At 70.0% G+C, this 12,161-nt stretch carries 10 protein-coding genes; 1 reads left to right on the forward strand and 9 read right to left on the reverse strand.

What is annotated here, in order from left to right; translation table 11 throughout:
• Positions 1-255: 255 nt before the first annotated feature.
• The 9 genes from OG395_RS14530 to OG395_RS14570 all read right to left on the reverse strand — a co-directional run bounded on the left by OG395_RS14530 (position 256) and on the right by OG395_RS14570 (position 9,687).
• Entirely contained in the window at positions 256-1,260 is a 1,005-nt protein-coding gene (locus OG395_RS14530) for a sugar phosphate isomerase/epimerase family protein (protein WP_327243311.1), read from the reverse strand.
• A gap of 12 nt (positions 1,261-1,272) precedes the next feature.
• On the reverse strand, positions 1,273-2,502 hold the full coding sequence (locus tag OG395_RS14535) for a Gfo/Idh/MocA family protein (protein WP_327243312.1): 1,230 nt from the start codon (positions 2,500-2,502) through the stop codon (positions 1,273-1,275).
• 70 nt (positions 2,503-2,572) lie between these two features.
• Positions 2,573-3,610 carry a substrate-binding domain-containing protein gene (locus OG395_RS14540; protein WP_327243313.1) on the reverse strand — a complete coding sequence of 346 codons (1,038 nt, stop codon included), beginning with the start codon at positions 3,608-3,610 and terminating at the stop codon, positions 2,573-2,575.
• 150 nt (positions 3,611-3,760) lie between these two features.
• Positions 3,761-4,810, reverse strand: coding sequence for an ABC transporter permease (locus OG395_RS14545; protein WP_327243314.1), 1,050 nt, complete (start codon positions 4,808-4,810; stop codon positions 3,761-3,763).
• On the reverse strand, positions 4,807-6,333 hold the full coding sequence (locus tag OG395_RS14550; protein ID WP_327243315.1) for a sugar ABC transporter ATP-binding protein: 1,527 nt from the start codon (positions 6,331-6,333) through the stop codon (positions 4,807-4,809). The genes OG395_RS14545 and OG395_RS14550 overlap by 4 nt, the downstream gene beginning before the upstream one ends.
• A 121-nt stretch (positions 6,334-6,454) precedes the next feature.
• Positions 6,455-7,636, reverse strand: a complete 1,182-nt coding sequence (locus OG395_RS14555) for an ROK family transcriptional regulator (RefSeq protein ID WP_327249337.1) — start codon at positions 7,634-7,636, stop codon at positions 6,455-6,457.
• A 205-nt stretch (positions 7,637-7,841) separates the two neighbouring features.
• Positions 7,842-8,501, reverse strand: a complete 660-nt coding sequence (locus OG395_RS14560) for an NUDIX domain-containing protein (protein ID WP_327243316.1) — start codon at positions 8,499-8,501, stop codon at positions 7,842-7,844.
• The gene (locus OG395_RS14565) at positions 8,498-8,875 is read right to left on the reverse strand and encodes a DUF4406 domain-containing protein (RefSeq protein WP_327243317.1); all 378 of its coding nucleotides are present in this window, start codon (positions 8,873-8,875) and stop codon (positions 8,498-8,500) included. Before OG395_RS14565 ends, OG395_RS14560 begins: the two co-directional genes overlap by 4 nt.
• 26 nt (positions 8,876-8,901) lie before the next feature.
• The gene (locus tag OG395_RS14570) at positions 8,902-9,687 is read right to left on the reverse strand and encodes a DeoR/GlpR family DNA-binding transcription regulator (protein WP_327243318.1); all 786 of its coding nucleotides are present in this window, start codon (positions 9,685-9,687) and stop codon (positions 8,902-8,904) included.
• A gap of 257 nt (positions 9,688-9,944) precedes the next feature.
• Between OG395_RS14570 and OG395_RS14575 the strand changes: the two genes are divergently transcribed.
• Entirely contained in the window at positions 9,945-12,155 is a 2,211-nt protein-coding gene (locus OG395_RS14575; protein ID WP_327249338.1) for an MMPL family transporter, read from the forward strand.
• The last annotated feature ends 6 nt before the right edge of the window (positions 12,156-12,161 follow it).

Genomic DNA, 12,161 nt, shown 5'->3' on the forward strand with positions numbered 1-12,161 from the left:
TAGACGGGTTCGTCCCGGGTGGAAAGCCCTTGAGCAGGAGTTGAGTTGCACTTTTTCCTACATCAGGACAAAGGGGGTTTGGGGCAGCCTGGACCGTCCCGACGGCGCATGTGCCACCGGGCTGCGCAGACCTGTCCCCTACCCGCCCCGCCCCGCCGGGGCTCCGCCCCGGCCCCCGGTACCCACCCGGCGGACGTGCTGAAAGAGCGCGAGTGAGGAGCGGAGATCCAGGGGCGGAGCCCCCGCGAGGAACCGTCAGTCGCCGCCTCCGAATGCCGCGTCGAACGACGCGGCCGGCGGGTCGAAGTCGTACCGCTTCAGCGTGGCAAGCGCTTCCGGTGCGCCCGCCAGCCGGTCCATCCCGGCGTCCTCCCACTCCACCGAGATCGGGCCTGCGTAGTCGATCGAGCGGAGCATCCGGAACACGTCCTCCCATGGCACGTCACCGTGCCCGGCGGAGACGAAGTCCCAGCCGCGCCGCGGATCGCCCCAGGGAAGGTGCGAGCCGAGACGGCCGTTGCGCCCGTCGAGACGCTTGCGGGCCTCCTTGCAGTCCACGTGGTAGATCCGGTCCCGGAAGTCGTAGAGGAAGCCGACCGGATCGAGGTCCTGCCAGACGAAATGGCTCGGGTCGAAGTTCAGCCCGAACGCGGCCCGGTGGCCGACGGCCTCCAGGGCACGGTGCGTGGTCCAGTAGTCGTACGCGATCTCGCTGGGGTGCACCTCGTGGGCGAACCGCACGCCCTCCGCGTCGAACACGTCGAGGATCGGGTTCCAGCGCTCGGCGAAGTCCTCGTAACCGCGCTCGATCATCCGCGGCGGCACCGGCGGGAACATCGCCACCAGGTGCCAGATCGACGAGCCGGTGAAGCCGATGACGGTACGGACCCCGAAGGCGGCGGCCGCGCGGGCGGTGTTCTTGATCTCCTCGGCGGCCCGCTGCCGGACCCCTTCGGGCTCGCCGTCGCCCCAGATCCGGGCCGGCAGGATGCCCTGGTGACGTTCGTCGATGGGGTTGTCGCAGACCGCCTGGCCGACGAGGTGGTTGGAGATCGCCCAGCACTTCAGACCGTACTTGTCGAGCAGCTGCCGCCGCCCGTCGAGATAGCCGGGGTCGGCAAGAGCCTTGTCGACCTCGAAGTGATCGCCCCAGCAGGCGAGTTCGAGCCCGTCGTAACCGAAGTCCCGGGCGAGCCGGCAGACCTCCTCCAGCGGCAGGTCGGCCCACTGACCGGTGAAGAGCGTGAAGGGACGGGGCATGCGCGGAACCTCCTAGGACTGCACGGGGGTGTGTACGGAGCTCTTCTCGGCGCTTTCCTCCACCGCCGCGAGTACCCGCTGCACCTGAAGTCCGTCGGCGAACGACGGCACGGGGTCCGCCCCTTCGGCGATCGTCAGAACCAGGTCGCGGGCCTGGTGGATGAAGGTGTGCTCGTAGCCGAGTGCGTGGCCCGGCGGCCACCACGCCTCCAGGTACGGGTGCTCGGGCTCGGTGACGAGGATGCGGCGGAACCCGGCGGTGGTGCCCGGTTCGGTGTGGTCGTGGAAGGACAGTTCGTTGAGGCGTTCCAGATCGAAGGCGAGCGAGCCCCGCTCGCCATTGATCTCCAGCCGCAGCGCGTTCTTGCGGCCCGCCGCCATCCGGGTCGCCTCGAACGAGGCCAGCGCTCCGGAGGCGAGCCTGCCGGTGAACACGGCGGCGTCGTCGACGGTGACCGCCCCGCGTGCCCCGCTGTCCGCGGTGCCCGAGAGCCCGGCCGACGCTCCGGCGAGCAGCGGTCGTTCCCGTACGAAGGTCTCGGCGACCGCCGACACCCCCACCAGGAGCTCCCCCGCCAGATACTGGGCGAGGTCGACGATGTGCGCCCCGAGGTCGCCGAGCGCACCCGATCCCGCGTGCTCGCGCTTGAGCCGCCAGGTGAGCGGCGACTCGGGGTCGACCAGCCAGTCCTGGAGGTAGGTGGCCCGCACGTGCCGCAGGACGCCGAGCCTCCCGTCGGCGATCAGCGTCCGTGCGTACGCGATCGCGGGCACCTTACGGTAGTTGAAGCCGACCATCGCCACCTGGCCGCGGGCCCTGGCCCGTTCCGCGGCCTCCGCCATGGCCTCCGCCTCGGCGACCGTGTTGGCGAGCGGCTTCTCGCACAGCACGTGTTTGCCGGCCTCCAGGGCGGCGATGGCGATCTCCGCATGGCTGTCGCCGGGCGTGCAGATGTCGACGAGCTGGACGTCGTCCCGGGCGATCAGGGCGCGCCAGTCGGTCTCCGCCGCCGCCCAGCCGTGCCGTTCGGCGGCGGCGGAGACCGCCGTGAGGTCGCGTCCGCAGATCGCGGCGAGAGCCGGCTGCATCGGCAGGTCGAAGACGTGTCCGGCGGTGCGCCACCCCTGTGAGTGGGCGGCGCCCATGAACGCGTATCCGACCATGCCGACTCCGAGCGTCGCCTTCGGCACGGTCGTCGGCGGCGCTGCGGCCTCCTGCTCCGTCTCTTCCCTACGGGCCATACGGGCTTCCTCCTCGTCGGTCGTTCGGTGGGCGCACGGCAGGAGGGTCAGCACCCTCCTGGACGGCGGATCAGCTGAAGCCCGTAGGCAGGTACTGGTCGATGTTGTCCTTGGTGACGACCGCCGAGTAGAGGGTGAGGCTGGTCGGGATCTCCAGTTCGGAGAGCCCGCCGATGCCCTTGCCCTGCCCCAGGGCACGCGCCAGGTCGATGGCGGACGCGGCCATCGTCGGCGGGTAGAGAACCGTGGCCTTCAGGACGCTGTTGTCGGCCTTGATGGCGTCCATCGCGGACTTCGCGCCCGCGCCTCCGACCATCAGGAACTCGTCCCGGCCGGCCTGCTGAATGGCGCGCAGCGCGCCGACTCCCTGGTCGTCGTCGTGGTTCCACAGGGCGTCGAACTTCTTCTGTGCCTGCAGGAGTTGAGCCATCTTCGCCTGGCCCGACTCGACGGTGAAATCGGCGGCCTGACGGGCGACCAGCTTGATGTTGGAGTAATTCTTGAGGGCGTCCGCGAAGCCCTGGCTGCGCTGCTTGGTGAGCTCCAGGTTGTCGATGCCCGCGAGCTCGACCACCTTGGCGTTCGGCTTGTCCTTGAGCTGTTCGCCGATGTAGGTGCCGGCATTGAGTCCCATGCCGTAGTTGTCGCCGCCGACCCAGCAGCGGTAGGCCTGCGGTGAGGCGAAGATGCGGTCCAGGTTGATGACGGGGATGCCCGCCTTCATCGCCTCCAGACCGACCTGGGTGAGCGCCTTGCCGTCGGCGGGGAGAATGACGAGGACGTCGACCTTCTTGTTGATGAGGGTCTTGACCTGGCCGATCTGGGTGGCGGTGTCGTTGGAGCCCTCGGTGATCTGCAGGGTCACCTCGGAGTACTTCTCCGCCCGCGACTTGGCGTTCTCGTTGATGGCGTTGAGCCATCCGTGGTCGGCCTGGGGTCCGGCGAAGCCGATGGTGACGGGCTTCCCGGGCTTGTCGTCCGTGGCCGGCTGATTGCTCTGCGCGGTCTGAGACTTCTTCGGCTCATTGCTGGTGCAGGCAGTGAGGAGAGCGCCCGCGGAGACGGCCGCGGTGCCGAAGAGCAGTCCTCTGCGGCTGGTTTCTGGCATGGCTGTGGAACCCTTCATCCGGTGCGTGGGTGGCATGCGGAACTGCGGGTGAGATGGGGTGGGGTGAAGTGGGGAGAGCCCGGAGGCCGGGGTGTCAGGCGGATCAGGGTCGGACAGTTCGCGGACCCGGCCGTGATCCGCTGGACACCCTTAGGTCTCCCCGTGGGCCGAGGTGCGGCGCTGAACCAGGACGGCGGCAACGATGATCGCGCCCTTGGCGATCTCCTGGACATCGCTCTGCAGATTGTTGAGAGCGAAGATATTGGTGATGGTGGTGAAGACGAGGACACCGAGGACGGAGCCGACGATTGTGCCGCGTCCGCCGCTGAGCAGGGTGCCGCCGATGATCGCTGCGGCGATGGCGTCGAGCTCGTACAGGTTGCCGTTGGTGTTCTGTCCCGAGCCGGACAGGATGATCAGCATGAAGGCGGCGATGCCGCAGCAGAGACCGGAGAGCAGATACAGGTAGAGCCGCTGCCGCCGTACGTCGATCCCGGCAAGGCGGGCCGCTTCCGCGTTGCCGCCGACCGCGACCGTGCGGCGTCCGAACGTCGTCCGGTTCAGCACCAGCCAGCCGATGACGGTGACCGCGGCGAAGACCATGACCAGCGGCGGGATGCCGAGGACGTACGAGTCGGGCAGACCCAGGTCGAGGACCGACTGGACGGTGACGATCTGTGTCTTGCCGTCGGTGATCTGCAGGGCGAGGCCGCGGGCCGAGGCGAGCATGGCCAGCGTCGCGATGAACGGCACCATCCTCCCGTACGCGATCAGCAGCCCGTTGACGAGTCCGGCACCGAGGCCGACGAGCACGGCGGTGAAGAGGATCCCCGCGAAGCCGTACTCCTGGGTGGCGAGCGTGGTCGCCCAGACCGAGGCGAGCGCCACCATCGCGCCGACCGAGAGATCGATTCCGCCGCTGGTGATGACGAACGTCATGCCGACGGTGACGACGCCGATGACGGACGACTGGGTCAGGATCAGCTGCAGGTTCCCGGTGTCCAGGAAGGCGTCGGGCTCGGTGAACCCGCCGACGGCGATCAGTACGGCGAGGACGCCGAGCAGCGACAGATTGCGAACGTCCGCGCGCACCCCGAGGGCGCGCAGTCCGCCGCCCTTCGAGGGCGGCAACGCGGTGGGGGCGGGCGGGGCCGCCTTGTCCGGCCCACCGTGCTGCGCCGAGGAGACGGGCTGAGTCATGACGTCGGGCTTCCTTCCATCACGAGGTCGAGTACGCGGTGCTCGTCGAGCTCCCGGGCGTCCGCCGTATGCACGACTCGGCCCTCGCGGAGCACCAGCACCCGGTCGGCGAGGCCCAGCACTTCGGGCACTTCGCTGGAGACCAGCAGAACGGCGAGGCCTTCGTCGGCCAGCCGGCGGATCACGGCGTAGAGCTCGGCGCGGGCGCCGACGTCGACACCGCGGGTCGGTTCGTCGAGCAGTAGCACCCGGCAGCCGCGCAGCAGCCAGCGGGCCAGGACGGCCTTCTGCTGGTTGCCGCCGGAGAGGGTGCGGACGGGGGTGTCCGGGTTGTCCGGGCGCAGCGAGAGTTCGCGGGTGGCAGCGCGGGCCGCCCGGCGCTCGGCTCCGCGGTCGAGCCAACCGGCCCGGGAAAAACGGGACATGGAGGAGACGGAGACATTACGGGTGACGGATTCGAGCATCAGCAGGGCCTGCGCCTTGCGTTCCTCGGGGGCGAGTCCGATGCCCGCGGCGACGGCGGCGCGGACGCTGCCTGGGCGCAGCGGCCGCCCGCCGACGAGGACCCGGCCCGCGCTCGGCCTGCGGGCTCCGTAGATGGTCTCCAGGATCTCGGAGCGCCCGGATCCGACGAGTCCGGCGAGCCCGACGATCTCGCCGGGCCGCAGTTCCAGGTCGACGGGGGCGAACTCGTCTGCCCTCGCAAGCCCTTCGACGGTGAGCACGGGGTCCTGCCGGACGTCCTTTGCGGGAGCCTCGGGGCGCTGCGGGAAGACGTACTCGACATTGCGGCCGGTCATCATCGCAACGATGTCGCGCGTAGGGGTGGACTCGGCGGGCAGCCCGACGGCGACGGCCCGCCCGTCCTTGAGCACGGTCACCCGGTCGCCGATGCGGCGGATCTCCTCCAGGCGGTGGGAGATGTAGACGACGGCGACCCCCTCGGCGGTGAGCCCGGCGACGATACGGAAGAGGTTGGCGACCTCGTCGGGGTCGAGGGCGGCGGACGGCTCGTCCATGACGATGAGCCGCACGTCGTGGGAGAGCGCCCGCGCCATGGAGACGATCTGCTGCTGGGCTGCGGAGAGCGCGCCGACGGGGCGGGCGGGATCGATCTCGGGGTGGCCGAGGCGCTTCAGCAGTGCGGCGGCGGCCGCGCGTCCTTCGCGGGTGCGGACGACGAAGCGGGCGGTGGTGGGTTCGTGGCCGAGGAAGATGTTCTCGGCGACCGAGAGGCCCTCGACCAGGTCGAGTTCCTGGTAGATGGTGGCGATGCCCAGACGCATGGCGGCGATCGGCGACTTGAGCGAGACGGGTGCGCCGCGCCAGGTGATCTCGCCGCCGTCGGGCTGGTGGGCCCCGGCAAGCACCTTGATGAGGGTGGACTTACCGGCGCCGTTCTGCCCGAGCAGACAGTGGACTTCGCCGGCCTGGACCTCCAGGTCCACGCCGTCGAGGGCGCGCACACCGGGGAACGACTTGGTGATGCCGGACATGGTGAGCAGGGGTGGTTCTGGTGCCATGACAAATCCCCTCGGCGGGTGCGGGCCGGTGAGCGGGCAGGGCGGTGCTGTTCCGGGGGGTATCCCCCGGACCCCGGCCGGATGAGGCGGGAGTGGTTCGGTGGTGCGTACCGGTCGAGGATCAGGCCGGTGAGAACAGGTGGTCGCTGATGAGCCGGGCGGCGCCGATCACTCCGGCGGCCGGCCCCAACTCGCCCAGCACGATGGGGAGATTGCCGGTGGCCAGCGGCAGGGACTGCCGGTAGACCTGGGTACGGACGCTGGCGAGGAGCGTGTGGCCGAGGCCGGTCACACCGCCGCCGATCACCACCAGTCCTGGGTTGAAGAAGCTGACGAGTCCGGCGATGACCTGGCCGACCCGGTTGCCGCCCTCGCGGATCAGGTCGAGCGAGGTGGCGTCACCGGCGGCCGCGGCGGCGGCCACATCGACTGCGGTGAGTTTCCCGGCCGCCTCCAGCCGGGCGGCGAGTTCCTGCGACTGTCCCGCGCGCGCCGCGTCCTCGGCGTCGCGGGCGAGCGCGGCGCCGCTGAAGTGGGCTTCCAGGCAGCCCCGGTTGCCGCAGGCGCAGGCGCGGCCGTCGGGTTCGACCTGGATGTGGCCGATGTCGCCGGCGCTGCCCGTCGTACCGCGGTAGACGTCGCCGCCGACGACGATGCCGCAGCCGATACCGGTACCGATCTTGACGCAGAGGAAGTCGCCCACGGAGCGTGCGACGCCCGCGTGCTGTTCCCCCATCGCCATCAGGTTCACGTCGTTGTCGACCATGACGGGGCAGCCCAGTTCCTGGCTGAGCGCCTCGCGGACCGGGAAGCCGTCCCAGCCGGGCATGATCGGAGGTGCGACCGGTACGCCTTCGGGGAAGCGGACCGGTCCGGGTACGCCGATACCCGCGCCGTCGAAGCCTTCGGCGAGCCCGGAGGACCGGAGCTTGGCCGCCATGGACAGCACCTGTTCGAAGATCGCGACAGGTCCTTCGCGTACGTCCATGGGGTGGTTGAGGTGGCCCAGAACCTCCAACTCCGCGTTGGTGACGGCCACATCGATCGATGTGGCACCGATGTCGACGCCGAGGAAGCGCAGTGCGGGAGCGAGCCGGATGTTGTGCGAGCGACGCCCGCCGCGCGAGGCGGCGAGTCCGTCGGCCACGACGAGTCCGGTCTCCAGCAGCCGGTCCACCTCGACGGCGAGCTTGGAGCGGGAGAGATCGACCTGATCCCCCAGCTGTGCCCGGGAGTTGGGCCCGCCGTCGCGCAACAGCCGGAGCAGTCGCGCCTGATGCGCATTCGCGGGTCGTGCCGTCATACGTCTCACGCGCCCCTCCCCGCCACATCGGCTTGTCCGTCGGGCTTTCGAAGGGAACGTAGCAGTGGTTGCCGGTACTGGGAAGAAGTTGCGCAGGAATCTGCTACAACTTTCTCCACACTGAGGACAAAGCCGTGCGGTCGAGTCGTGGGTCTGCCGTCGGTGCGGAGGTATTTCGAGGCCCCCGCCGTGGCCGGGCGGGCAATCAGGAGTGCCGGTACGGACCGTCCAGGGCCGCCCATTGCAACAGCATGATGGTCTTGGCGTCGACGATGGCGCCGGTGCGGACCATCGCGAGCGCCTCCGCGAAGGGAAGTTCCACCGTCGCGATGTCCTCGCCCTCGGCCGCGATCCCGTACCCGTCGGCGGCGGAGGCCTGCGGACGGTAGGGGGCAGCGAAGAAGTGCAGGCGTTCGGTGACCGAGCCGGGGCTCATGTACACCTCGAAGACGCGCTCGGGGGTGCCGATGATGTGTCCGGTCTCCTCGATTGCTTCCCTGCGGATGGCTTCCTCGGGGCTGTCGCCGTCGAGGAGCCCGGCGGCGGTCTCGATCAGCATGCCGTCGGGGTGCCCGTTGACGTAGGCGGGCAGACGGAACTGGCGAGTCAGCAGAACAGTGCGGCAATCGGTGTTGTAGAGCAGGATCGTGGCGCCGTCACCCCGGTCGTAGGTCTCCCGCTGCTCCCGGCTCCAATGGCCGTCGCTGTGCCGGTAGTCGAAGGTCGTCCGGCGCAGGACGTACCAGTCGCAGGACAGCACTTCCACGCCTTCGATTCGCACCCGCGGGTTGCCGGTCAGGTCGCGGCCTTGCTGGTCCAGGCCCGTACGGCCGCGACGGTCGGGGGTGTCCAGGCCGGCCGTCACCGGGCGGACGGGACGTCGTCGATACGGGTGTAGATGTCCAGCCCCTGATCCCGGGCCCTCGCGACCATCCGGTCCGCGCCGTCCGAGGGACCGCCGATGCGCAGCACCGCGTCGCAGCGCGCCAGCAGCAGTTCGGCGATGGGGTGGAAGATCTCCTGGAATGCCGCGTCGCCCGGACCGGTGCTTCCCGCGGTCTCCAGCAGGGGAAGGGCCAGAGCCTCGCCGGTGACAGGCAGGTGGCCGGAGCGAAAGAGCACCAGTGCGGCCTGGTTCATCGCCCGCACATGGGCGTCGAGCTTGACCGGATCGTCCCCGGTGCCCGATCGGTAGGGGCCGGCGACCAGGATCATCAGCGGTCGTGGGACAGCGGTCATGATGCGCTCCTCATGGCGGACGGGGTTCAGGCCAGGGCCGTGCTGACGCCCGCATCGCGCAGGGCCGTCAGGGTCAGCGGGCCATTGGGGTGCGTGGCGGCATCCTGGGCCGCGGGGTCGGTGACGAAGGCGTCCACCGCCCCCAGCGCGGCGACCTGGCTGAACGCGCGCACCCCGAGTTTGGTCGCGTCCGCCACGGCGATCGTGCGCGCTGCCTGCGCAAGGGCGGCCTGTTTGACGGCCGCGTCGTCCAGCGAGAACTCCGACCACCCGTACTCGGCGTGCACACCGCCGATGGACAGCACAAAGCAGTCGAAGGCCAGGGCCTCAAGTGTGCGCAGGGCAAGCGGGCCGACCAGCGACTGCTCCCCGGAACGGGACCGGCCGCCGACGACCAGCAGCTCGATGCCGGGCCGGTCCGCCAGGCAGACCGCCGCCTGCAGACTGAGCACCGCGACCGTCAACGGGGCGCGTTCGACCAGATGCTTCGCGACGTGCACGGTGCTGGTGCCCGCGTCCAGCAGCACGCGAGATCCCGGCTCGATCATCGCGGCCACGGCCGCACCGAGACGGTCCTTCGTCGCGGCCTGCCACGGCTCACGGGCCGCGAAGCCCGCTCCGTCCTCACGCGAACGTGTGGCGACAGCGCCGCCGTGCACCCGGCGCACCAGCCCCTGTCGCTCCAGCGCGTCCAGGTCCCTGCGAACGGTCATTTCGGAGACCCCCAGGCGATGGGAGAGCTCCGACACGGAAGCCCGGTCGGAGGCCTGCACCAGTCGCAGGGTCAGGTCCAGACGATTGGCGACACCCATGACTCATTTCTAACACATCGATGTTCGTTTGAACATCGATGTGTGTGAATATCGGACAGGACCTGCCCTTCGACGTGCAGGAGAAGGGCACCGGCGGGTGGCAGGAGCAGCGCCCGGTCATGCCCGTCGGGGACGTGCCGGAGCACATGTACTGCGATTTCAGTAGCGGGATTGTCGGCAGGCGCACGACGACGGGACGGGCCGTGCCCGGAGAACCTGGGGAGGTATCCGAGACTCAGATGTGGAGACCCCTGCCCGTGGCTGCTTTTCTCTATCGACTGGGCCGTCTGGCCTTCCGGCGGCGCTGGTACGTCGCCCTGCTGTGGGCGGCGGTGCTGGGCGCTGTCGGCTTCAGCGCCGTCACAGCTCCCGCCGCCCCCGACGGGGGGTCCTCCATGCCGGGCATCGAGTCCCAGAAGGCATTCGATCTGATGGAGCAGCGCTTCCCCGGGTCGATGGCCGACGGGGCGAGCGCCCGGGTCGTCTTCGTCGCTCCCGACGGGCAGAAGGTCACCGCGGCCGGGAACCGGTCGGCCATCGAGAAGACCGTGGTCGAGGCCGCCGACGGGGCTCAGGTCGCCGGTGCGGTGAGCCCCTTCCAGGCGCACTCGGTGAGCAAGGACGCCTCCACGGCGTACGCGACAGTCACCTACAAGGTGAAGGCCGACGACCTCACCGACGCGAGCAAGCAGAAGCTGGAGGACGCCCTGCAGGAGGCCCGGGACGCGGGCTTGACCGTCGAGGTCGGCGGAACCGCGCTGGCGACGCAGCCGGCGGCGGGCGGAGGGGCCGAGGGGATTGGCATCGCCATCGCCGCCGTGGTGTTGCTGATGACCTTCGGTTCACTGGCCGCCGCCGGGCTGCCGTTGCTGACCGCGATCATCGGCGTCGGTGTCAGCATGGCGTCGATTCTCGCCCTGGGCAGTGCCCTGGGCCTGTCCGCGACGACCGGCACCCTGGCCACGATGCTCGGCCTCGCATGCGGCATCGACTACGCCGTGTTCCTCGTCTCCCGCTACCGCGAGGAGCGGGCCAAGGGACACGTACCCCAGGAGGCGGCGGGTCTGGCGGCCGGCACCGCCGGGTCGGCGGTCGTCTTCGCCGGGCTCACCGTCGTCATCGCGCTGGCCGGGCTCTCGGTGGTCGGTATCCCGATGCTGACCACGATGGGCCTCGCCGCCGCAGGGGCAGTCGTCATCTCCGTCGTCATCGCGCTGACGCTGGTCCCGGCCCTGCTCGGCTTCTGGCCGCGTACGGTGCTGTCGCGCTCCGTCCGGAAGCGCGGGAGGAGCACGGAAGGCGGCGAGCACAACGGAGGCAGCCGCTGGGCCCGGTTCGTCCTGCGCCGCCCCGTCCCCGTACTCCTCGCCTCGGTCGCGGGTCTGGGGGCACTCGCGCTGCCGGTGATGGATCTGCAGCTGGGCATGCCCGGAGACGAGGCCAAACCCACCTCGACCACCGAGCGCCGCGCCTACGACGCGCTCGCCGACGGCTTCGGTCCCGGCTTCAACGGGCCCCTGACCATCGTCGTGGACGCCAAGGGTGCCGACGACCCGAAGGCTGCGGTGACGACGATCGAGCAGAAGATCGGCGCCACCGAAGGAGTCGTCTCCGTCTCACCGGCACGGTTCAACCCCGCCGGTGACACCGCGGTATTCTCCGCCGTCCCGGCCGCCGGGCCGAGCACCGAGAAGACCAAGGACCTCGTCCACACCATCCGCACCGAACGCCCCGCGGTCACGTCCGCCACCGGAGTGACCTTCGAGGTCACCGGGACCACAGCGATGAACATCGACGTCGCCCAGAAGGTCCAGGACGCGCTGATCCCCTACCTCGCGGTCGTGGTGGGTCTGGCCGTCCTGCTCCTGATGGTGGTCTTCCGCTCCGTCCTCGTACCGATCAAGGCGGCCCTCGGCTTCCTCCTGTCGGTGCTGGCCGCTCTCGGCTCGGTCGTCGCGGTCTTCCAGTGGGGCTGGGGCGCCGGCCTCCTCGGCGTCGAGCAGACCGGCCCGATCATGAGCCTGATGCCGATCTTCCTGGTGGGCATCGTCTTCGGTCTCGCCATGGACTACGAAGTCTTCCTGGTCGCCCGCATGCGGGAGGCGTACGTCCACGGAGACCGGCCCGGCCAGGCGGTCGTCACCGGTTTCCGGTACAGCGCCCGCGTCGTGGTGGCGGCCGCGCTCATCATGATGGCTGTCTTCTCGGGATTCATCGGCGCCGGCGAATCCATGATCAAGACGATCGGGTTCGGTCTGGCCACGGCCGTCCTGTTCGACGCGTTCGTCGTCCGCATGGCGTTCGTCCCCGCCGTGCTCGCCCTGCTCGGCAAGGCGGCGTGGTGGCTGCCCCGCCCGCTGGACAAGCTGCTGCCCCGCGTCGACGTCGAAGGTGAGGCTCTGAGCCGACGGTCCGCCGCCGCCCCGGCGCAGGCCGAGGCGGCCGACCGGGAGTCGGTCCGCATCTGACCGCCG

It is taken from the genome of Streptomyces sp. NBC_01320, from assembly GCF_035974375.1.
GTDB lineage: Bacteria > Actinomycetota > Actinomycetes > Streptomycetales > Streptomycetaceae > Streptomyces > Streptomyces yanii.

Coding starts and splice junctions, on each gene's coding strand:
- OG395_RS14530 (WP_327243311.1), bottom strand. CDS start 1,260: ATGCCCCGTCCCTTCACGCTCTTCACCGGTCAGTGGGCCGACCTGCCG.
- OG395_RS14535 (WP_327243312.1), bottom strand. CDS start 2,502: ATGGCCCGTAGGGAAGAGACGGAGCAGGAGGCCGCAGCGCCGCCGACG.
- OG395_RS14540 (WP_327243313.1), bottom strand. CDS start 3,610: ATGCCAGAAACCAGCCGCAGAGGACTGCTCTTCGGCACCGCGGCCGTC.
- OG395_RS14545 (WP_327243314.1), bottom strand. CDS start 4,810: ATGACTCAGCCCGTCTCCTCGGCGCAGCACGGTGGGCCGGACAAGGCG.
- OG395_RS14550 (WP_327243315.1), bottom strand. CDS start 6,333: ATGGCACCAGAACCACCCCTGCTCACCATGTCCGGCATCACCAAGTCG.
- OG395_RS14555 (WP_327249337.1), bottom strand. CDS start 7,636: ATGACGGCACGACCCGCGAATGCGCATCAGGCGCGACTGCTCCGGCTG.
- OG395_RS14565 (WP_327243317.1), bottom strand. CDS start 8,875: ATGACCGCTGTCCCACGACCGCTGATGATCCTGGTCGCCGGCCCCTAC.
- OG395_RS14570 (WP_327243318.1), bottom strand. CDS start 9,687: ATGGGTGTCGCCAATCGTCTGGACCTGACCCTGCGACTGGTGCAGGCC.